This is a genomic window from Novosphingobium sp. 9U, from assembly GCF_902506425.1.
Lineage (GTDB): Bacteria > Pseudomonadota > Alphaproteobacteria > Sphingomonadales > Sphingomonadaceae > Novosphingobium.
In genome coordinates this window covers 743,288-764,641 of record NZ_LR732469.1, presented here as the reverse complement: position 1 = coordinate 764,641, position 21,354 = coordinate 743,288, and the positions used below count along the sequence as shown (strand labels likewise).

The 21,354-nt window shown below is 66.0% G+C and carries 15 protein-coding genes; 2 read left to right on the top strand and 13 right to left on the bottom strand.

Annotated features, from left to right (window positions below):
* Nucleotide 1: 1 nt before the first annotated feature.
* The 5 genes from glgC to GV044_RS03475 form a co-directional block, all read right to left on the bottom strand.
* A complete protein-coding gene (glgC, locus tag GV044_RS03495; protein ID WP_159865511.1) occupies nucleotides 2–1,279 on the bottom strand; it encodes a glucose-1-phosphate adenylyltransferase in 1,278 nt (425 codons plus the stop codon).
* A gap of 15 nt (nucleotides 1,280–1,294) precedes the next feature.
* Nucleotides 1,295–3,475: a 1,4-alpha-glucan branching protein GlgB gene (glgB, locus tag GV044_RS03490; RefSeq protein WP_159865508.1), complete on the bottom strand. Its 2,181-nt coding sequence runs from the start codon at nucleotides 3,473–3,475 to the stop codon at nucleotides 1,295–1,297.
* On the bottom strand, nucleotides 3,472–5,874 hold the full coding sequence (locus GV044_RS03485; RefSeq protein WP_236554668.1) for a glycogen/starch/alpha-glucan phosphorylase: 2,403 nt from the start codon (nucleotides 5,872–5,874) through the stop codon (nucleotides 3,472–3,474). The genes glgB and GV044_RS03485 overlap by 4 nt, the downstream gene beginning before the upstream one ends.
* Nucleotides 5,875–6,073: 199 nt before the next feature.
* Nucleotides 6,074–6,766, bottom strand: coding sequence for a TetR/AcrR family transcriptional regulator (locus GV044_RS03480; RefSeq protein WP_159865502.1), 693 nt, complete (start codon nucleotides 6,764–6,766; stop codon nucleotides 6,074–6,076).
* Nucleotides 6,767–6,910: 144 nt separating this feature from the next.
* On the bottom strand, nucleotides 6,911–7,870 hold the full coding sequence (locus GV044_RS03475; protein ID WP_159865499.1) for an NAD(P)-dependent oxidoreductase: 960 nt from the start codon (nucleotides 7,868–7,870) through the stop codon (nucleotides 6,911–6,913).
* Between the two features lie 98 nt (nucleotides 7,871–7,968).
* Between GV044_RS03475 and GV044_RS03470 the strand changes: the two genes are divergently transcribed.
* Complete coding sequence (locus GV044_RS03470) at nucleotides 7,969–8,889, top strand: SMP-30/gluconolactonase/LRE family protein (protein ID WP_159865496.1); 921 nt, start codon at nucleotides 7,969–7,971, stop codon at nucleotides 8,887–8,889.
* A 163-nt stretch (nucleotides 8,890–9,052) separates the two neighbouring features.
* On the opposite strand, the gene GV044_RS03465 is transcribed toward GV044_RS03470, so the two are convergent.
* The 7 genes from GV044_RS03465 to phhA all read right to left on the bottom strand — a co-directional run bounded on the left by GV044_RS03465 (nucleotide 9,053) and on the right by phhA (nucleotide 15,935).
* Nucleotides 9,053–9,763 carry a GntR family transcriptional regulator gene (locus tag GV044_RS03465; RefSeq protein ID WP_159865493.1) on the bottom strand — a complete coding sequence of 237 codons (711 nt, stop codon included), beginning with the start codon at nucleotides 9,761–9,763 and terminating at the stop codon, nucleotides 9,053–9,055.
* 110 nt (nucleotides 9,764–9,873) lie between these two features.
* Nucleotides 9,874–11,481: a bifunctional GNAT family N-acetyltransferase/carbon-nitrogen hydrolase family protein gene (locus tag GV044_RS03460; RefSeq protein ID WP_159865490.1), complete on the bottom strand. Its 1,608-nt coding sequence runs from the start codon at nucleotides 11,479–11,481 to the stop codon at nucleotides 9,874–9,876.
* A gap of 111 nt (nucleotides 11,482–11,592) precedes the next feature.
* Nucleotides 11,593–12,600, bottom strand: coding sequence for a fumarylacetoacetate hydrolase family protein (locus GV044_RS03455; protein WP_159865487.1), 1,008 nt, complete (start codon nucleotides 12,598–12,600; stop codon nucleotides 11,593–11,595).
* Nucleotides 12,597–13,238, bottom strand: a complete 642-nt coding sequence (maiA, locus tag GV044_RS03450) for a maleylacetoacetate isomerase (protein ID WP_159865484.1) — start codon at nucleotides 13,236–13,238, stop codon at nucleotides 12,597–12,599. The genes GV044_RS03455 and maiA overlap by 4 nt, the downstream gene beginning before the upstream one ends.
* A 142-nt stretch (nucleotides 13,239–13,380) precedes the next feature.
* Complete coding sequence (locus GV044_RS03445; RefSeq protein WP_159865481.1) at nucleotides 13,381–13,947, bottom strand: VOC family protein; 567 nt, start codon at nucleotides 13,945–13,947, stop codon at nucleotides 13,381–13,383.
* Nucleotides 13,948–13,959: 12 nt separating this feature from the next.
* Nucleotides 13,960–15,057, bottom strand: coding sequence for a 4-hydroxyphenylpyruvate dioxygenase (gene hppD, locus GV044_RS03440; RefSeq protein WP_159865478.1), 1,098 nt, complete (start codon nucleotides 15,055–15,057; stop codon nucleotides 13,960–13,962).
* Nucleotides 15,054–15,935 carry a phenylalanine 4-monooxygenase gene (gene phhA / locus GV044_RS03435; RefSeq protein ID WP_159865475.1) on the bottom strand — a complete coding sequence of 294 codons (882 nt, stop codon included), beginning with the start codon at nucleotides 15,933–15,935 and terminating at the stop codon, nucleotides 15,054–15,056. Before phhA ends, hppD begins: the two co-directional genes overlap by 4 nt.
* A gap of 106 nt (nucleotides 15,936–16,041) precedes the next feature.
* Here phhA and GV044_RS03430 point away from each other — a divergent pair, with 106 nt between their 5' ends.
* Nucleotides 16,042–16,503: an Lrp/AsnC family transcriptional regulator gene (locus tag GV044_RS03430; RefSeq protein ID WP_159865472.1), complete on the top strand. Its 462-nt coding sequence runs from the start codon at nucleotides 16,042–16,044 to the stop codon at nucleotides 16,501–16,503.
* Nucleotides 16,504–16,544: 41 nt separating this feature from the next.
* Here the strand turns inward: GV044_RS03430 and GV044_RS03425 are convergent, their stop codons facing one another.
* Nucleotides 16,545–21,326: an NAD-glutamate dehydrogenase domain-containing protein gene (locus GV044_RS03425; protein WP_159865469.1), complete on the bottom strand. Its 4,782-nt coding sequence runs from the start codon at nucleotides 21,324–21,326 to the stop codon at nucleotides 16,545–16,547.
* Between the last annotated feature and the right edge of the window lie 28 nt (nucleotides 21,327–21,354).

Below are 21,354 nucleotides of genomic sequence, written 5' to 3'. Positions count from 1 at the left end.
GTCAGTTGATCAGGCGTTCGATCATGGGCTTTGTGATCAGGCATACGCCGTTGCTGCTACGGCGAAACCGCTGCGCATCCAACTCGGGATCTTCGCCGACGACGAGGCCTTCGGGGATGCGCACGCCCGAATCGATGATCACGCGCTTCAGCCGGGCGCCGCGGCCGATGTTGCAGTAAGGCAGGATCACCCCTTCGCTCACGGCCGAGAAGCTGCCCATCTTGACGCCGGTCATCAGCAGCGAACGCGTCGCGGTGGCGCCCGAGACGATGCAATCGTTGGACACCAGCGAGCAGATCGCATTGCCGCGCCGCCCTTCCTCGTCGTGGACGAACTTGGCCGGGGCGGCGACCACCGCGTCGGACCAGATCGGCCACTCCCGATCGTAGAGGTCGAGCTTGGGGACCGTGTCGGTCAGGTCGAGGTTGGCGTCGAAGTAGGCATCCACGGTGCCGACGTCGCGCCAATACTCCTCCATCTCGCCCGAGGCGCGGATGCAGCTGGCCGTGAAGCGGTGCGCCTGCGCCTTGCCGTGCTTGACGAGGTAGGGGATGATGTCGCCGCCGAAATCGCGCTTGGAACTGGGATCGGCAGCATCACGGCGCAGCTGGTCGAACAGGAAGCCTGTGTCGAACACATAGATGCCCATGGAGGCGAGCGCCATGTCTGGTTGGGCGGGGATGCCCGGAGGGTCGGCCGGCTTCTCGACGAAAGCGGTGATCCGGTCGTCCTCGTCGACATGCATGACGCCAAAGCCGGTCGCGTCCATGCGCGGGACCACCAGGCAACCCACCGTCACATCGGCGCCCGAGTCCACGTGCTGGCGCAGCATCAGCTCGTAGTCCATCTTGTAGATGTGGTCGCCTGCCAGGATGACCATGTACCTGGGCGCGTGCGCCTCGATGATGTCGATGTTCTGGTAGACGGCGTCTGCAGTGCCTTCATACCACTGATGCTCGGACACGCGCTGGCTGGCGGGCAGGATGTCGAAGCTCTCATTGCGCTCGGGACGCATGAAGTTCCAGGCGCGCTGCATGTGGCGGATCAGCGAATGCGCCTTGTACTGGGTAGCGACGCCGATGCGGCGGATGCCCGAGTTGATCGCGTTGGACAGCGCGAAGTCGATGATGCGCGCCTTACCGCCGAAGTAGACCGCAGGCTTGGCGCGCGTGTCTGTCAGCTCGTGCAGACGGCTGCCGCGTCCGCCGGCAAGGACATAGGCCATCGCGTCACGCGCAAGGGGCTGGCCTGAGGGTCTGTTCCCCGATCCGGTAATCATCCTCGGCTCTCCTGCTCAGCCCACGTATTCGAACATCACCGTGGCCAGCGGCGGGAGAGTGATCTCGGCGACCCCGCCCTTGGCCTCGACCCGTCCGAGGTTTCCAACGCCGCTGCCCGCATAGTAGGGGGAGTCGGTGTTCATTATCTCGCGCCAGTGGCCATCCCACGGCAGCTTCAACCGGTATTTGGTACGCAGGGCGGGCGTCATGTTGCTGACCACTGCGATCGCGGGGCCATGCGGCGCCTTGCGCAACCAGGCAAAGACCGAGTTCTCGCTGTCGTCGGCCACCAGCCACTCGAACCCGTCGCTCTCGCAATCGCGCGCGTGGAGCGCCGGCTTCTCGCGATAGAGACGGTTGAGATCACGCACGAGGTTGCGCATGCCTTCGTGCGGTGCTGAGTCTCGCAGTTCCCAATCGAGCGCACGGTCTTCGCTCCATTCGCGGCGCTGGGCGAACTCCTGCCCCATGAACAGCAGCTTCTTGCCCGGATAACCCCACATGAACGCGTAGTAAGCACGAAGGTTCGCGAACTTCTGCCAATCGTCGCCCGCCATCTTGTTGAGCAGCGAGCCTTTCCCGTGGACCACCTCGTCATGGCTGAGCGGCAGGACGAAGTTCTCGTTGTAGGCGTAGACGAGGCCGAAGGTGATGTCGTCATGGTGGTAGCGGCGGTGCACCGGGTCGCGGCCCATGTAGCGCAGCGTGTCGTGCATGAAGCCCATGTTCCACTTGAACCCGAAGCCCAGGTTGGTGCGCGGTGCCTCCTCGTGCGCGGGCGCGGTGACGCCGGGCCAGGCAGTCGATTCCTCGGCGATGGTGATGAAGCCGGGGTGGGTGCCGTAGACGGCGCGGTTGACGGCGCGCAGGAACTCCACTGCCTCCCAGTTCTCGCGCCCGCCCTCCTTGTTGGGGATCCATTCGCCGCTTTTGCGCGAGTAGTCGCGGTACAGCATCGAGGCGACGGCATCCACGCGCAGGCCATCGACATGGTAGCGCTCGGCCCAGAACAGCGCGTTGTTGACGAGGAAGCTTTGCACCTCGCGCCGGCCGAAGTTGTAGATCAGCGTGTTCCAGTCGGGATGGAAGCCGAGCTTGGGGTCTTCGTGCTCGTACAGAGCAGTGCCGTCGAAGCGGACGAGGCCATGCTGGTCGGTCGGGAAGTGCGCGGGCACCCAGTCCACCAGCACGCCCAGGCCTGCCCGATGCGCGCCGTCGACGAAGCGGGCAAACCCGGCCGGATCGCCAAAACGGGCGGACGGCGCGAATAGGCCCGTGGTCTGATAGCCCCAAGAGGGATCGTAAGGATGCTCGGAGATCGGCAAGAACTGGATATGGGTAAAGCCCATGTCGACGACATAGGGGATCAGCCGGTCGGCCATCTCGTCCCAGTTCAGGAACCAGTTGAAGCGATCGCGCTGCCACGAGCCTGCATGCACCTCGTATATCGAGATCGGCACACGCCTGGGGTCTACCGATGCCCAGTGATTGCGATGCGCCGCATCGCCCCACTCCTGACCGTCAAGCCCGGTCTTGGCCGGCTGCGCGGTGATCGAGGCGGTGGCGGGGCGCAGTTCGCTTGCGAAAGCGAAAGGGTCGGCCTTGAGCGGCTGCACCGCGCCGTCTGCGGCGACGACGTGGAACTTGTAGGCGCGATATTCTCCGATGTCGGGGATGAAGATCTCCCACACGCCGATGTCGGTGCGGCGGCGCATCGGATTGCGCTTTGGATCCCAGTCGTTGAAGTCGCCGACCAGGCTCACCTGGCGGGCGTTGGGTGCCCAGACCGCGAAGTGGACGCCGTAAGCGCCCTCGTGCTCGATCAGGTGTGCGCCCAGCTTGTCGAACAGGCGGTAGTGCGTACCCTGCGCAATCAGCAGGTCGTCGAGCGGGCCCAGCACCGGCCCGAAGCTGTACGGATCGGTGATCAGCCAGTCGGTGCCACCGGCATTGCAGCGATAGCGGATCGGCTGCCGCTCACCCAGGTACCGCCCTTCGAACAGCCCACGCGGGTCGATGCGCTCGAGCGGACCGAGCGCCGCGCCATCCAGCGTGAACGCCTCCGCCTCCTCGGCGCCGGGCAGGATCGCACGCAGCATCGTGCCGGCAGGTCCCTCGTGAACGCCCAGGAGCGAGAAGGGATCGGTATGCGTCCCTTCGAGCAGCGCATCCAAGGCGCTCTGCGGTGGCTTCACGTCACGTTCCAGATGTCTTTCGCATATTCGGCAATAGTGCGGTCTGATGAAAACCAACCAACATTGGCGATGTTCCGGATCGCCGAGGTGCGCCAGCGCGCCTGATCGTTCCAGCAGGTGTCGACGGCGCGCTGTCCTTGCGCATAGCTGTCGAAGTCCGCGGCGAGCATGAACCAGTCGTGGTCGTATATGCCGTTGATCAGGTCGCGGTAGCGGTTGGGATCGTCGTGCGAGAACACGCCGGTGGCAATCGCCGAGAGCGCCTGGCTCAGCTCGCGCGAGTTCTCGATCACTTCGCGCGGGTTGTAGCCACCAACGCGCTTCTCGGCGACTTCCTCCGCCGTCAGCCCGAAGATGAAGATGTTGTCGTCGCCCACACGGTCCTTGATCTCGATGTTGGCGCCGTCGAGCGTGCCGATGGTCAGCGCGCCGTTCATCGCGAACTTCATGTTGCCGGTGCCCGACGCCTCCATGCCCGCAGTCGAAATCTGCTCGGACAAGTCGGCCGCGGGGATGATCCGCTCGGCCAGGCTGACGTTGTAGTTGGGCACGAACACCACCTTCAGCAGCCCGCCCACCGAGGGGTCGGCATTGATCCGCCTAGCGATGTCGTTGGACAGTTTGATGATCAGCTTGGCGTTGTGGTAGCTGGGCGCCGCCTTGCCGCCGAAGATCTTGACCCGCGGCACCCAGTCGCGCTCGGGATGGCTGCGGATCTGGTCGTAGAGCGCGACCGTTTCCACAAGGTTGAGCAGCTGGCGCTTGTACTCGTGGATGCGCTTGATCTGCACGTCGAACAGCGCCTCGGGATCGATGCGCAGGCCCATTGTCTGGCGGATATGGTTGGATAGCGCGATCTTGTTGGCGCGCTTCACCGCGTCGATCTTCTCGCCCAGCGCGGCATCGCCCGCCAGCGGGTTCAAGTCGGCCAGCTTCTCCGCATCGTCGAGGAAGGCCGGCCCGATCGCTTCCTGGATCACCGCGGTCAGCCCCGGATTGCACTGCTGCAACCAGCGGCGCGGGGTGACGCCGTTGGTCTTGTTGTTGATCCGCGTCGGGTAGAGCTTGTGCAGGTCGGAGAACACCGTCTGCTTCATCAGCTCGGTGTGCAGCGCAGCCACGCCGTTGACCGAGTGCCCCCCGGTGAAGGCCAGGTTCGCCATGCGCACGCGCCGCTCGCCGTTCTCGTCAATCAGCGAGATGTTGGCGATCGCGGCGTCGTCCAGCCCCGCCTTGCGCGCCTCGCGCAGGACGCGGCTGTTGATGGCGTAGATGATCTGCATGTGGCGGGGCAGCAGCCGCTCGAACAGCGGCAGCGGCCAGGACTCCAGCGCCTCGGGCAGCAGAGTGTGGTTGGTGTAGGAAACTGTCTTCTGAGTGATTGCCCAGGCTTCGTTGAACTCCAGCCCATGCAGATCGACCAGCAAGCGCATCAGTTCGGCGACGGCTACCGCCGGGTGCGTATCGTTGAGCTGGATCGCAGCCTTGTCGGGGAGCGTGCGGATATCGCCTTCATACTGCACGTGGCGGCGCACGATGTCCTGCACCGAGGCAGCGGAGAAGAAGTACTCCTGCCGCAGCCGCAGCTCCTGGCCGGCCTTGTGCGAGTCCGCCGGATAGAGCACGCGCACCAGCGAATCCGCGCGCACCTGGTCGGCCAGCGCTCCGGCATGGTCGCCCGCGTTGAAGGCATCGAGCTTCAGCGGATCGAGCGCGTTCGCATCCCACAACCGCAGCGTGTTCACCCGCCTGCCGCGCCAGCCGACGACTGGCGTGTCGATCGCGGTCGCTTCGACCTCCTCGGCTGGGTGCCAGACGACGTGGTCGCCGTCCGCCACCACTTCGCCGCCGAAGCCGATGCGGTAGGTGCTCTCCAGCCGCTCGAACTCCCACGGATTGCCATGCGCCAGCCAGGTTTCGGGCAGCTCCACCTGCCAGCCGTCGTCGATGCGCTGACGGAACATGCCATTCATATAGCGGATGCCGTAGCCGTAGGCGGGGATGTCGAGCGTTGCCAGGCTCTCCATGAAGCAGGCCGCGAGCCGACCCAGGCCGCCGTTGCCGAGCGCCGCATCGGGCTCCAGCTCTTCCAGCGCGGCAAGGTCCAACCCATGCGACTCGAGCGCCTGCGCGGTCTGCTCGGTGACGCCCATATTGGACAGCGCGTCGCGCAGTAGACGACCGATCAGGAACTCCATCGAAAGATAGTAGACCCTTTTGCCGCCCTGCTCGTAAGTCCGCCGTGTACTCTCAATCCAGCGGTCGATCACTTCGTCGCGGATCGCCAGGATCGAGGCCTTGTACCAATCGTGCAGCTTGGCCGCGCGCTCGTCCTTGCCGATGCGGTGGCGCAGCACGTCGACGATCAGCGCGTCGGTTTCCCGCGTGGCAGCGTTCATGGTGGCCAAGGCAAAACTTCCCTTCATGGATCGGACCGGAGCCATGGCCCCAGCCTTGCGACGGACGACACCTGCCAGGCGGCTATGCTGCCGCTTCGTTCACCCTTGATCCCTCCACCTTGGCTATGCCGCAGTTGCGAAGGCGGCAAGCAGGTTCGTACGCTCCTGCGGGAAAAATCCCTAACGAACCGTCGATGCCTCAGGTCTTGTGCGTGCAGCCGGCGATCAACATGGCCACCAGCTTGCCGACGAAATGGTCGCACTCTTCGATCGTGGGCACTCTGCCGCGGAGGACGGCGGCGGTGTAATAGCCACGCAGTGCCATGACGTAGTTGGTCGCCATGCCGTCCGGATCGTCGCAGACGATCCCCTCGCGCGGGGCTGCCTCGGTGATGAACGTGACGACCGTCTGAATTCCCGTGTCGATGCGTTGCGAGACGACTTCCGCCAGTTCGGGAAAGCGCTGCCCTTCGGCAAAGATCATGCGCTCGTAATTGGTCCAGAGCGGCAGCCGGCTGATCATGATCGCATCCCGGCCGAACGCCTCGAGACCGCCGACGAGGTCCTGTGTCTCGCGCCTGCCGGTGCTCAGCTGGCCATTCTGGATGCGGCTGACGGTGAGGTTCAGCGAGGCGCGAAACAGTTCGTCCTTGGCCGCGTAGCGTGCGTAGAGCGTGGTCTTGGAGACGCCGGCCGCCTTGACGATCATCGCCATCGAGGTGCTTTCGTAGCCGTGCTCGAAGAACAGATCGCGCGCGGTCTGCAGGATCGCGCGGTCGATCGCGGCGGCTGTCTCCGTACTTGGCCGCCCGCGTGCACGTGTGGATGCGCCTCGCTTTGCGCCCGTTCCTCTGCCCTCGGTCTGCGCCGTATCCGATCCGGGCTTTGCCATCACCCTTGTCTCCCGTGCCCGCCAGCGTGTGCGACCGCTTTGCCAAGCGGTGCCCGCAGCTTGTTTGACAGGAGAATGATAGCACGGCCTAAATGAACCGCCAGGTTCATTTAGGCTCGGTTTTGGATCGGGAGCGGATCGAATTCAGCGCAACATGTCGCCATTCAGCAGCGTGGGCGGACTCTCGCCGCGGTGGATCATGTCGATGACCTGCGCGCAGTGCAGCGCCATGTCCTTCATGCCCGCTTCGGTGACGCCCGCGACATGAGGGGAAAGCAGCACGTTTGGCAAGCGGAACAGCGGGTGGTCGGCCGGCGGCGGCTCGGCATCGAACACATCGATCCCGGCGCCACCGATGCTGCGCGCTTCCAGCGCGGCGACCAGCGCCGCCTCGTCGATGATCCCCCCGCGTGAGCAGTTCACGATGATCGCCTTGGCATGCATCTGCGCCAGTTCCGCCGCACCGATCAGGTTGCGCGTGCCTTCCGTCAGCGGCGTGTGGATCGAGATCACGTCGCGCTTAAGGATCTCGGCGAGCGGCATCGGCTCCACTCCCGCGGCTCGCACCTCTTCGTCCGCCACCATCGGATCGTAGGCGGCGACCTCCGCTCCGAAACCGGCGCCGCAGATCTTTGCGACATAGCGGGCAATCCGGCCGAAGCCGATCAGGCCGACCTTGGCGCCGGTCAGGTCGGCCAGGCGGATGCCCCAGCGTTCGCTCCAGCGGTCCTCGCGCACCAAGGCATCCATCTCGCTCACTTGGCGCAGCAGCCCCAGCATCAGCGCCACCGCGCCCTCAGCCACCGCGGTCGAGTTGTTGCCGCCGGGCGTGTTGGCGACTTGCACGCCCATGGCCGAGGCCGCCGGGATCGCGATGTTGTCCACGCCGGCGCCATGCTTCACGATGGCTTTGAGGTTCCTCATCGAACCGAAGATGTCCTCACCCAGCGGGCTGGTGCGGATCAGGATCACGCTCGTCTCGGGCAGTCGCGGATGCTTGCGCCAGCCCTCTCCCTGGATCAGCGTATGACCGCTCGCCAGCAGCGCCTCCACGCCGGCGGGGTGAATGGGATCGATGATGGTGACAAGTTCGCCGGCGCTCACGGTACTCTCCCGATGTATACACGCGTTGCCTGAAAGCACTTTGCGACGCCGTCAACTCCGATTAGGTCATGCCGCAAAGCCGATCACAGGAGAGAGCCATGTTCGCCGCCCCGCCCGCCATCCAGGCCGAAGTGTTCTGCCGTATCCCGGACAAGTTCCGCCGCCACGAGACGTCCGAATGGGCCAGCGTCCAGCTCTACGGCGCCGATGCGCCAGCGTTCCTGGAAGGTCCCGTGTTCGATGGCGAGGGCAACTTGTGGGTCACCGACATACCCTGGAGCCGGCTGTTCAAGATCAGCCCCGATGGGCAATGCGAAGTCGGCTTCGAGTACGACGGCCAACCCAACGGCATGAAGTTCCTCTCCGACGGCCGCATCCTGGTGTGCGATCACCACAAGGGCATGGTCATCTGCGATCCGGCGACGGGCAAGTGGGACTACTGGTTCGAGCGCTACCTGCTCGAACCCTTCCTGGGCTGCAACGACCTGACCATCGCCAGCAATGGCGACATCTACTTCACCGACCAAGGCCAGTCGGGCTGGCACAATCCCAATGGACGGCTGTTCCGCGTGAAGGCTGGTACGGGCAAGCTCGAACTGCTGCTCGATGGCATCCCCAGCCCCAACGGCCTGGTGCTCAACAAGGCCGAGACCGCGGTCCTGCTCGCGGTGACGCGCGCCAACGCGATCTGGCGCGTACCGCTGCTGATGGACGGCGCAGTGGTCAGCAAGGTCGGCACCTTCATCCAGATGTCGGGCGGCAACGGCCCCGACGGCGTCGCCATTGACGAGGACGACAACCTCGTCGTCTGCCACGTCGGCTTCGGCGCGGTGTGGCTGTTCAGCAACCGTGGCGAGCCGATGCTGCGGATCGACGTGCCCGAGGGCCGCTATACCACCAATGCGGCGTATGGCGGGCCGGACAACAAGACACTGTTCTTCACCGAATCGATCACCGGCACCGTCTACAAGGCGCCGATGCCCGTGGCGGGGCGGCGGATCTATCCAGCTTCGGTGTAGCCCCGATGTATACGTCTCGGCGACTCTCCCTCTATAATTCCTGCGCAGGCAGGCATCGATCTCCAGTTGGTCCGCATTTACACGAGGTCAGGAGATGGATCCCCGCCTTCGCGGGCTGACGCACGAGAGGTAGATCGCGACGCACAGGAGGCGAAGCTTCTAGCTACTCCGCCGCGGTGCTGAGCTCCGTTTCCAAATGCGCGTCCTCGCCGTTGCCGGCCAAGCGGTGGGCGTGGCGGGTGAGGCCCTGGCGGGTGCGGCGGATGTGCATGACCAGCACGGCCTGCGCCACCTCGACATCGCCGCTGGCGATCGCATCATACATCAGTTGATGCTCGACATTGTGCGTGCGATTGCCGCCCCCCATCGCCAGCTTGAGATAGGCACGGCGATAGCTTTGGGTGGTATCCCAGACCCGCTCGACGATCTGCGCCAGCAGCGGCGTCTCGTTGCGGCGATAGCTGATCCAGTGGAACTCACGCCCCAGCGCGATGGCTTCGTCGATGTCGGTGCAGACTTCGTTCTGCGCGATGACCCGGCGCAAATCGGCCAGGTCAGTCTCGGTCAGGTTGGGGATGCTTTCTGCCAACAGCAGCGGCTCGATGCGCTCTCGGATCTCGTAGGAAATGACCAAGTCGCGTGTCGTCAACTCGGTCACCCGCGCCCCAGCATTGGCGCGCATTACGACCAGGCCACGCGCCTCCAGCATGCGCAGAGCATCGCGCACCGGGATGCGGCTGGTGCGCAGCTCCTCGGCAAGTTCGTCCTGCTTGATGCGCGAACCCGGCGGCAGTTCACCCGAGAGAATGCGCTCGGCCAGGATGTCTGCCACCCGCTGGCTGGCGACGGCTGACTGGGGCTGCTCCTTGATCATGGTACTCCCTGATCCAGCAGGTTCGCCAGATGCTTGAGCGGCGATAGCGGATTGTAAGCGGGCTGTCACCGAAGGTGGACCGGAGCTATCCGCAAGCCTGGCTGGCCGGTTTACCCGTGCGCCCCGCCGCCGGAATCCGATGGCGGCGTGCCCCCGGTCGACGGCGTGTTTCCGATCTGCCGCCAGTCCACCCGGTACAAGTCGAAACGTCGATCGCGCAGGTTCTGCACCGCGCCCGACTGGCGCGCGGTCAGCAGCGCATCGATGCTCAGGTCGGCGATGGCGATCGTCTCGGTGTTGGCCGCGGTGTCCGCGGCCACGCCATCGCGCGCGAAGGGGAAGTCCGACGGCGTGAGGATCGCGCTCTCAGCGTAGTGGATGTCCATGTTCTCCACGTTCGGCAGGTTGCCCACGACGCCGGAGGTCACGACGTAGCACTGGTTCTCCACCGCGCGCGCTTGGCAGCAATAGCGCACGCGCAAGTAGCCACGGCGCTCGTCGGTGCAGAACGGCACGAACAGCAGCAGCGCACCCTGGTTCACCAAATGGCGTGCCATCTCGGGGAACTCGCTGTCGTAGCAGATCATTACCCCGATCGGCCCGCAGTCGGTGTTGATCACGCTGGCGCCATAGCCGCCGCGGATGTTCCACCAGCGTCGCTCGGACGGCGTGGGGTGCAGCTTCTCCTGCGTGTGGGTGGAGCCGTCGCGCAGGAAGATATAGCTGATGTTGCGGATCTCGTCCTTGCCGACCCGCGTCGGGTGCGAACCGCCGATAATGTTGATGTTGTAGCTGACCGCCATGCGCTCCATGAATTCGGTGAAGCGCGGGGTGTATTCGGATATCCAGCGGATCGCCTCGACCGGCTCCAGCTTGGTCTCGGCCATGGAGAGCAGTTCCAGCGTGAACAGCTCGGGGAACACCACGAAGTCGGCCTCGTAGTCGGCGGCGACATCGATCCAGTATTCGACCTGTGCCTCGAACTGGTCGATGGTGTCAATCTTGCGCATCTGGAACTGCACGGTGGCGACGCGCACGTTGGAGGGCAGCCACTCCTGCAGGCCGGGCACGGCCTTGCCGGTCTCCTGTGGCGCGATCGGGTTGGTCCAGAACATCAGCACGGCGTTGCCGCCGCTCTCGCGGTCGTTGGGCAGGTAGCCGGGCAGGATGCCGCGCGGCTCGTAGCCCTCGCTCATCTGAAACTCGATGACCTGATCGCGCACCTTCTTAGCCTGCACCGCCTCGAGGTAATCGGCCGGATCGGGATACTTGCGGCGGCGGCGCTGGTAGCCGGGCATGCGTCCGGCAAAGGCGATGCCCTTCAGCTCGAAGTCCTGGCACAGCTCGCGCCGCTTGCGGTAGAGCCGCTGGCCGATGCGCAGGCGCCGGAACTCGGGATCGACGCAGATCTCGAAGCCATAGAGCACGTCGCCGTCCTTCGCGGGCGGACGGCCGTAGCCACCGGCGCTGATCTCCTCCCAGGTATGCGGCTTGAATGCGAGTTCGGAGCTGACGATCATCGTCGCGCAGTGGCCGACGACCTTGCCCTGGTACTCGGCGACGAACTGGCCATCGGGGAAGTTGTTGATCTGCCCACGGATCTCGGCGCGGGTGAACGCCTCCGTGGGGCCATAGACCTTGGCGGAGAGGCGCGTGATCGCGGGCGCATCCGCCAGCACGGCGGGGCGGATGATGAGCTTGGCTTTGGAGGTGGACATCGCGTGCTAATTGCGCGGGCGGAGTGGGGGTTCCCTGACGCAGGGTATTTGAAGTAATCAGCGCGGTTCGGGCACTCAAACTGCTTTACCGTTCGGGCGGCGTGGGAGCGGCTAAGCGCGCACCACTTCCTGCTCGATCCGGCCGAAGATCGAGTTCCCCTCTGCATCCAGCATCTCGATCCCGACCGTATCGCCCCAGCGCATGAAGGCGGTCGAAGGTTTGCCATCGCGGATGGTCTCGATTGTGCGGATCTCGGCAATGCAGGAGTAACCCAGGCCACCCTGCTCGACCGGCCGCCCCGGCCCACCCTCCGCATCCTTGTTCGAGATCGTGCCCGAACCGATCACCGAGCCCGCACACAGCGGCCGGGTTCTTGCTGCGTGCGCCACCAGGTCGGCGAGGCTGAACGTCGCATCCTCGCCCGCCTCGGCGCGGCCGAACGGTCGGCCGTTGTAGTCGATCCGCAGCGGCAAGTGCACGCGCGCTTCGCGCCAGGCCTCGCCCAGTTCGTCGGGCGTCACCGCTACGGGCGAGAAGGCGCTCGGCGGCTTGGACTGGAAGAAGCCGAAGCCCTTGGCCAGCTCGCCCGGGATCAGGTTGCGCAGCGAGACGTCGTTGCACAGCATGACCAGCTTGATGTGGTCGAGCGCCTCGGCCGGCGAGACGCCCATCGGCACATCGTCGGTGATCACGGCGATCTCGCCCTCCATGTCGCAGCCCCAGGCCTCGTCGCGCAAGGGGATCGGATCGCGAGGAGCCAGGAACGCATCGGAGCCGCCCTGGTACATCATCGGGTCGGAGTAGAAGCTCCCCGGCACCTCGGCATTGCGCGCGCGACGCACCAGCTCGACGTGGTTGATGTAGGCGCTGCCGTCCGCCCACTGGTAGGCGCGTGGCAAGGGCGAGTGCGCCTCGACCTGATCGAACGGCTCGCCCGGCCAGGCGCCGGAGTCCAGCTGCTCGGCGATAGCGCGCAGCCGTGGCTCGGCCTCGGCCCAATCATCGAGCGCCGCCTGCAGCGTCGGCGCGACTTCGTGGGCGGCGACACAGCGGGTGAGATCGCGCGAGACGACGACGAGGCGACCATCGCGGCCGGACTTGAGCGAGGCAAGCTTCATGATTTCTCCGGAGCGTCGGGCTGGTTATCGGGATGTGCGGCAACAAAGGGGGGCAGCGCCAGGCAAGCGGCCTCGATGCGCGTGATGTGCGGCATGGGCGACAGATCGAAGGCGAACCGCCGCGCATTGTAGAGCTGTGGAATCAGCACCGCCTCGAACAGGCCGGGCGCGTCGAACAGGAAATCGCCGGCGCCGCGGTGCGCCAGTCGCGCCTCTACCCCGGTCAGCGTTTTACCCAACCAGCGGTGATACCACGCGCGCACGGCGTCCTTGTCGAGCTCCAGCTCCTGCTCCAGGTAGGCCAGCACCGGCGAGTTCAAAGGCGCGTGCAACTCGGTCGCGATCGCATAGGCCAGCTCCCGCGCGGCAAAGCGGTCCTCGATTGTCCCTGGCAGAAGCGGCCGCTCGGGATAGCGTTCGTCGAGCCATTCGAGGATTGCCAGCGATTGCGCATAGATCCGCCCGTCGACCTCCAACGCCGGCACGCCCGCAAAGGGATTGAGCGCGCGGAACGGCTCGCTGCGCTGCTCGGCACTGAGGATGTTCACCGGCGCCGTCTCGTACGCGAGCGCCTTCAGGTTCAGCGCGATCCGCACCCGATAGCTGGTGGAGCTGCGATGGTATGCGTGAAGGCGCATCAGCTCCCCACCTCCAACCTATCGGGCTCCTCAACCGTCATCCCGGGCTTGACCCGGGATCCCGCTTTCTTCTGCAAGGTCGGCAAATAAAAGCGGGACCCCGGATCAAGTCCGGGGCGACGTGAGGGGTCGGACAGAACCATTACGTCCCGCTCTCCGCCGCGATCTTCTCGTGCAGCCACGCCGCATGGCGTGGCGCCTTGCGGGTGCGCGACCACTCCTCCAGCATGTCCTCGGCGACGTCCTGGAGGCGCTGCATCTGGTCCTCGGTGCCGAAATCCCAGGCGAGCTCCAGCCGGTGGCCGTTCGGATCGAAGAAGTAGATCGACTTGAACACGCCATGGTGCGTCGGCCCGATCACCTCCAGCCCACGCGCCTCGGCGCGCGCCTTGGCAGTGAGCAGGCTGTCGTAGTCGTCCACCTTGAAGGCGATGTGCTGCACCCAGGCGGGCGTCTTCTCGTCGCGACCCATCTCGGGCTGGTTGGGCAGCTCGAAGAACGCGAGCACGTTGCCGCCGCCCGCATCCAGGAACACGTGCATGTAGGGATCGTTGGCGCCGGTTGAGGGCACCTTGTCCTCGGCAATCGCGAGCTTGAACGCCATGCCGAGCACGTCGCGGTAGAACTCGACGGTCTCCTTGGCGTCCTTGCAACGGTAGGCGACGTGGTGGATGCCGTTCAGGGCGGGTGGGCTGTCTGCGAGGCTCATGTTAGCTCTCCTTCAATCGGCCGGCTCGGAGACCTTCAGCACGCCACGCCGGACCTGGTCTCGCTCCATGCTTTCGAACAAAGCCTTGAAGTTGCCGTTGCCGAAGCCCTCGTCGCCGCGACGTTCGATGAATTCGAAGAACACCGGGCCGACCCGCGCCTCGGCGAAGATTTGCAGCAGCAGCCGCGCCTCACCGTTCTCCACCGAACCGTCGAGCAGGATACCGCGCGACTGCAGCTCGCCCGTATCGACGCCGTGGCCGGGCAGGCGCTCGTCCAGCATCTCGTAGTATGTCTCGGGCGGCGCGGCCATCAGCGGCACGCCCAGCGCCTTGAGCTTGTCCCAGGTGCCCACGAGATCGTCGGAGATCAACGCGATGTGCTGGATGCCCTCGCCGTTGAAGGCGCGCAGGAACTCGTCGATCTGGCCCTTGCCACCATCGGCCTCTTCGTTGAGCGGAATGCGGATCTTGCCGTCGGGCGCAGTGAGCGCTCGCGAAGTCAGGCCCGTGTACTCGCCCTTGATGTCGAAGTAGCGGATCTCGCGGAAGTTGAAGAGCTTCTCGTAGTAATCCGCCCAGAACTTCATCCGCCCGCCGTAGACGTTGTGTGTCAGGTGATCGATGAGCTTGAGGCCGGCGCCCACCGGATGACGATCCACCCCGGGCAGGTAGTCGAAGTCGATATCGTAGATGCTCAGGCCTTCACCGTTCCGCTCGTAGCGGTCGATCAGGTAGATGATCGAGTTGCCGATGCCGCGGATGCCGGGCAAGTGCAGCTCCATCGGACCTGTCGCCACCTGCACCGGCTCGGCCGAGCGCGCCAGAAGCTCGGCATAGGCGGCCCGTGCGTCCCTTACGCGAAAGCCCATGCCGCAGGCGCTCGGCCCATGCTCGCGGCTGAAGAACCACGCCGGGCTGTGCGGCTCGTAGTTGGTGATGAAGTTGATCTCGCCCTGCCGCCACAGCTCGACGTCCTTGGAGCGGTGACGCGCCACGCGGGTGAAGCCCATGGCAGTGAACACCGGCTCCAGCACGCCCTTCTCGGGCGCCGAGAACTCGACGAACTCGAAGCCGTCGAGGCCGATTGGATTGTCGAACAAGTCGGTCATGGGGTCCGCTCTCCAAGGGATTCAAGCCTGACGGCTTTGAAAGGGGTTTCGCCGGCTTGCAGCTGCCCCGCGGGCAGTGGCTGTTCATGGCGCCAGCGCTCGTAGATCGGTCCGAAATCCAGACCGACGAGGCTTCCGATCAGCTGGTCCAGGCTGTCGAGCACGAAGTAGTTCTGTTGGAAGTTGTCGATCGAATAAGCCGTGCGCATGACCCGCTCCGGATCGAACGGCAGGCGCAGCACGGCCTCATCCTCGATCGCATAGACGGTTTCGCCCGCCGAGGAGACGATGCCCGCGCCGAAGACCTTGAGACCGCCTTCTTCGCGAACGAGCCCGAACTCGATCGTGTACCAGTAGATGCGCGCCAGCATGTCGAGCGCGCCCATCGCCATCGCCTTCTCGCCGGCGCGGCCATACATCTCCAGGAAATCGGCGATGCGCGGATCGAGCAGCATGGGCACATGGCCGAAGAAGTCGTGGAACACGTCTGGCTCGACCAGATAGTCAAGCTCGTGCTCCTCGCGCAGCCAGCGCGTCACGGGGAAGCGGCGATGCGCCAGGTGGTCGAAGAACACGGCGTCCGGAATGAAGCCCGGCACCGCGACCAGCGTCCACCGGGTCTCCGCCTGGAGCACCCGGTTCGCGTCGTCGAACCGCGGGATGCCACCGGCACTGTCGAGCTTGGCCAGGCCTTCCAGGAACTGCGGCGCAGCGTAGCGAGCCGCCAGCGCGCTCTGCGCGGCGTAGAGCCGGCGCCAGCGATCGTGCGCCTCGGGCGAGTAGCTTTGCCAGTCCTGCTCGACGGTGAAATCGTCGCCGGCGCCGGCATACTCTCCTCGAAGCCCGCTCGTGCTCTTGGGGGACAGCGGTGTCTTCACGCACTTACAATGCCACACCCGCAGGTTCAGTTCCGTGCGAAATTGGCGCCGCCCCCTTGCCTCACGAGTGAATTCCACCAAGATGGTACAGGAGAGGAGTGGATCCATGCAGCTGGACGATTTCGACCGGAGGATCATCGGCGCACTGCAGGAAGACGCGCGCATGCCGGTTGCCCAGATCGCCGAGCGCGCTGCGCTTTCTGCCACGCCGGTGAGCCGGCGCCTCAAGCGGCTGGAGGACGAAGGCCTGATCCGCGGCTATGCGCCGGTGCTGGATGCGCGAAAGCTCGGCTTCGCCCTCGACGCCTACGTGCTGGTAAACCTCGACGCCCACAGCGACGCCAACATCGCCGGGTTCGAGCAGGCGATTGCCGAGAACCCCTATGTCATCGCCTGCCACGCGGTGACGGGCGAGCGCGACTATTTGCTTCACGTGATCGCCCGCGATGTCGAGCATCTGGGGCAGATCACGCTCAAGTCGATCGTGCGGATCAAGGGCGTGCGCGATGTGCAGTCGGTGATCGTGCTGGACACGATCAAGCGCAGCCCGGCGCTGCCGCTGGAGTGATCCTCTCTATCCTCCTCTGCGAAGGAGGATCCTGGGTCAGCTCACCCCAACCGACGTGAGAGGAGATTGCGCGCCTGGCTGGCGATCTGCGCGAGCATGGCAGGCGCCACTGCGGGGGTGCCCTCGGCCCGCTCGACCATGCCACGGAAGGCCTTGATGGCCGTTTGATGCGCCTCGACCCAGCTTTCGACCGCGGCCACCGGGTCGCTCTCTTTGCCCTTGCCCTTGGCGAGCTCGCTGAGGAACTCCAGACGCATTTGCTGGAAGTCGCGGGCGAGACCGGCGACGAGCAGGCGCTCCCAAGGATCCGACGGGCTCATCACGGCCGCGCTGGTCTGGGCCCAGTCCAGCCCGAGCGCAGCGCCCAGGCGGGTGAACGCGCCCACCAGCCGCCGTGCCGCAATGCCCGTCTGGTCGGCCAGCGCTGCGATACCCACCGCGCCATCGAGGTCGTACAAGTGCGAGACCGCGGCAGCCTCTGCCTCGGGTGCGCCTTGCTCGACCAGCGCAGCGCTGATCCGTGCCGAGTGGGCACGGCCGCTGTCGCCCAGCAGTTCGCGCGTTTCGGTCGCTAGCGCCGCGACGCCCGTGCCCAGCCGCTCGACCAGTGCCGCCGGCGTCTGCCGGCCCGCGCCGACGCGCAGCAAGTCCGCCATGTGCCCGCGCATTGCATGCGCGACCCGGTCGAACAGCGCGAGGCGTGCCGTCTCGGGCATCGGCTCGGTCTCGATCCTCGCCCACAGCACATTGAGCGCCAGCAAGCGCTCGGCCAGCGTGAAGGCCGCCGCGACCTGACCCAGGGTCGCGCCCTCCTCTTCGGCAAGTTCGAAGGGATGGATCACGCCAAGCCGGTTGACCATGCGATTGGCAAGCTTGGTGGCGACGATCTCGCCCGCCAGCCGGTGCTCCTGGATGAAGCTGCCGAACTTCTTCTGCATCGCCGCGGGGAAAGCGGCCAGCAGCACGCCTTCCATGCTCGGATCGGTGGCAAGCGGGCTGCCTTCGATGGCGTCCTGCAGCACCAGCTTCGCGCTGGAGAGCAGCACCGCCAGTTCCGGCCGCGTCAGCCCACGCCCGTCGAGCGCTCGACGCGAGAGGGTGTCGTTGTCACCTAGACCTTCGGTGCGCCGGTCGAGGTTGCCGCCTTCCTCCAGCGTCTCGATCAAGCGAAGGTACGAGGGGATCGCCGATGCTCCGCCGCGCTCGGCAATGGACAGCGCGAGAGCCTGCAGCCGATTGTCCTCCAGCACCAAGGCGGCGACATCGTCGGTCATCTCGCGCAGCAGCTTGACGCGGGCGGGCTCGGTCAGCTTACCGGCACGCTTGGCGGCGGCGAGCGCGATCTTGATGTTGACCTCGTTGTCCGAGCAATCGACGCCCGCCGAGTTGTCGATGAAGTCGGTGTTGATCCGGCCTCCGGCCCCTCCAGCGCCGACTTGCGCGAACTCGATGCGGCCGGCTTGCGTGGCGCCCAGGTTCGCGCCTTCGCCGATCACTTTGGCGCGCACCTGGCCGCCATCGACGCGCACTGCATCGTTTGCCGGGTCGCCCACGGTGGCGTTGTTTTCGGCCGAGGACTTCACGTAAGTCCCGATGCCGCCGAACCACAGCAAGTCGACAGGCGCCTGCAAGATTGCCGAGATCAGCGCCTCGGGCTCCAGCTCCGCCTCTTCGATGTCGAGCGCGGCGCGTACCTCGGCGCTCAGCGGAATGCGCTTCATCGAGCGCGCGAACACGCCGCCGCCCTTGGAGATTAGCGCCTTGTCGTAGTCGTCCCAGCTCGACACCGGCAAGTCGAACAGGCGCTGGCGCTCGGCCCAGCTCTTAGCGGCATCGGGATCGGGATCGAGGAATACGTGGCGGTGGTCGAAAGCAGCGATCACCTTCAACGACTTGCTCAGCAGCATGCCGTTGCCGAACACGTCGCCCGACATGTCACCGCAGCCGACCACGCGCACGGGATCGGTCTGAACGTCGACGCCCTGCTCCAAGAAGTGACGCTGGACAGATAGCCACGCGCCTCTGGCCGTGATGCCCATCGCCTTGTGGTCATAGCCCTTGGAACCGCCGCTGGCGAAGGCATCGTCCAGCCAGAAGTCGTGCGCGATGGCGATCCCGTTCGCGACGTCGGAGAACTTGGCGGTGCCCTTGTCCGCAGCGACCACGAAGTATGGATCCTCGCCATCGCGGATCACGACGTCGGCAGGGTGGACCACGGCGTTGTCGACGATGTTGTCCGTCACCGACAGCAGCGTGCGGATGAAGATTTCGTAGGAGGCCTGGCCCTCGGCCGCCCAGGCGCCACGGTCGCGGGCCGGATCGGGCAGGAGCTTGGGATAGAAGCCCCCCTTCGCGCCGGTCGGCACGATGACCGCGTTCTTGACCCGTTGCGCCTTCATCAGTCCCAGGATCTCGGTGCGGAAGTCATCCCGGCGGTCGGACCAGCGCAGCCCTCCGCGCGCAACCGGCCCGGCACGCAAGTGGATGCCTTCGACTCGGCGCGAATAGACGAAGATCTCGCGCCATGGCACCGGTTTGGGCAGGCCGGGCACCAACGCGGAATCGAGCTTGAACGCCAGCGCTTCAGCGGCGGCGGGAGCGAAGGCGTTGGTGCGCAGGATCGCCTCGACCAGGCTGCGGAACAGGCGCAGCACACGATCGTCGTTGATCGCGGCAACCCCGGCAAGTCCGGCGCGCATCGCCTCGGCGGCCAGCTCCTCGGCGGCGGTGCGGTCTCCCGCGAACGCCGGATCGTGCCGGGCGCGGAACAGCGCGATCAATCCGCGCGTGATGGCGGGCGAACGGCCCAGCGCGTCGACCACGGTCTGGATCGTGTAGCTGATGCCGGTCTGGCGCAGATAGCGATAGAACGCGCGCAGCCAGTCGACCTCACCAGCGGTTAGCCCGGCGACGACCACCAGGCGGTTGAAGCTGTCGTTCTCCGCCGCGCCGTTCAACACCGCGGCGAACGCGCCCTCGATCGCCCCGGCCCGTTCGAGCAGCGGCTCGGCCGACTCGCCGGCCGGCAACTCGAGCAGGAAGTCGTGGATCGTGCCCATCCGCCCGCGATCGAGCGGAGTAGGGATCTCCTCCAGCACCCGGAAGCCGAACGCTTCCAGCGCCGGTACCGCATCGGACAAGGGCAGCGAGCCCTCGTTCTGGTAGATCTTCAGCCGCAGGCGCCCCGGTCTATCGGCACTGTCGTCGGCGGGGAGCCGATAGAGCCGCACATCGCGCCGGCTGTGCGGCCCCGAGGTGATTTCCGCCTCCGCACCCGCGAGCCTGCGCAAATGGCGGATGTCGATCGCCGCCTCAGTGGCACCGTAGTCGGTGCGGTAGGCCAATGGAAACGCCTCGGCATAACGGGCAGTGATCGCAGCCGCGCGCGATCCTTCGCCCTCGGCGACAATCGCGGCCTCGACCGCTTCGCCCCAGCCGCGCAGCAGCACTCCCAGCTGGCGGTCGAGTTCGGCCTCGTCCGGCAGGCTGCCGGGTGTGGGGGCAGCCTCGCGAATATCAAGCACGTAGCGCAGCATCGCCAGCGTTCCCGCCTCGACCTGCATGCTCCAATCGAGCACATCGACGCCTTCACTCTGCTCGATCAGCGCCTGGATGCGGCCGCGCATCTGCGAGGAGAGCAAGTCACGCGGCAGCCACACGAAGGCGAGCAGGTGGCGGCGCAGCGGCGCTTCGACCAGCAGCAGCCGTGGGCGCGGGCGATCGACCAGGCTGGTCATCGCCGTCGCCACGCGCTCCACGTCGGCATCGCTGAAGCTGACGAGCAGGTCATGCGGCAACGCGCCCAGCGCGTGGCGCAGCGCCTTGCCGGTGTGGCCATTGGCATCGAAGCCGAAGCGCTCCGCCAACGTGCGCAGCTGCACGCGCACACCGGGCACCTGCTCGGCGGGAGCCGCGAGCGCGGCGCTGGTCCACAGGCCCGCATGGACCGAGATGGCGGTGACGGCGCCGTCCTGCACCACCGGGACCAGGAACACGTCGAGCGGCACGCGGCGGTGGACGGTCGCCACGCGATTGGCCTTGAGCACGATTGGCGCGGTCTGCGCCCCGGCCTTCAGCGCCTGGTCGAAGGCGGCAAAGGCCCGCTCGTAACTGATGTCGCCCAGCAGCGCCTTGGCGCCGCGTCGGCAGATGCCGAGCAGCTGCGCGTGCCCACCGTCACGCTTGCGCGTGAGATGGCCTAGCTGGGTCAGATTGCCGTCCGCGAACCAGCGCAGCAGCTCGGCGCCCTCTTCGTTTTCGATCCGGTCCGCGTCCTTCTGGAGGAGCTTGACCATCTTCTGCCAGTCACCCACCGCCGCGCGCACGTCGCCCAGCACCGAGCCGAGCGCCTGCACCAGCTCGCGCCGCTGGCGGGCATCGACCCGCGCGGTTTCGATGTAGATCATCGACTCGCGCGCGCCACCGTCCTCGCCCGGATCGGCGATGCCGGTCAGCTTGCCTTCGCCGTCGCGCGTTGCCGCCGCCACCGGGTGAACCAGGCGATCGATGGCGATACCCATCGCGGTGATCGCGCCCGCAACCGAGTCGACCAGAAAGGGCATGTCGTCGTTGATCAGAGCGATCCGCAGGTGCCGCCGGCCGGCTGCGTCGGTCGCCGAGTCCAGCGCGATCTGCGGCTCGCCCGCCTGCCGCTCGCGTGCGGCATCGAGCAGGAAGCCCGCGGCGGTGTCCACCCATTCGGGCTCGAACGGGCCGTCGCCGGGCAGCAGCGAGTCCCGGATGCGCTCGGCAATTTCGCCGGCAAGGCCAGCGCTCGGACCGGCGTGGCGCTTGTGCGAACGGGTGGTCTCAGCTGCGGTCATCTGTCTCTCCACATGGCTCGCGGTCACC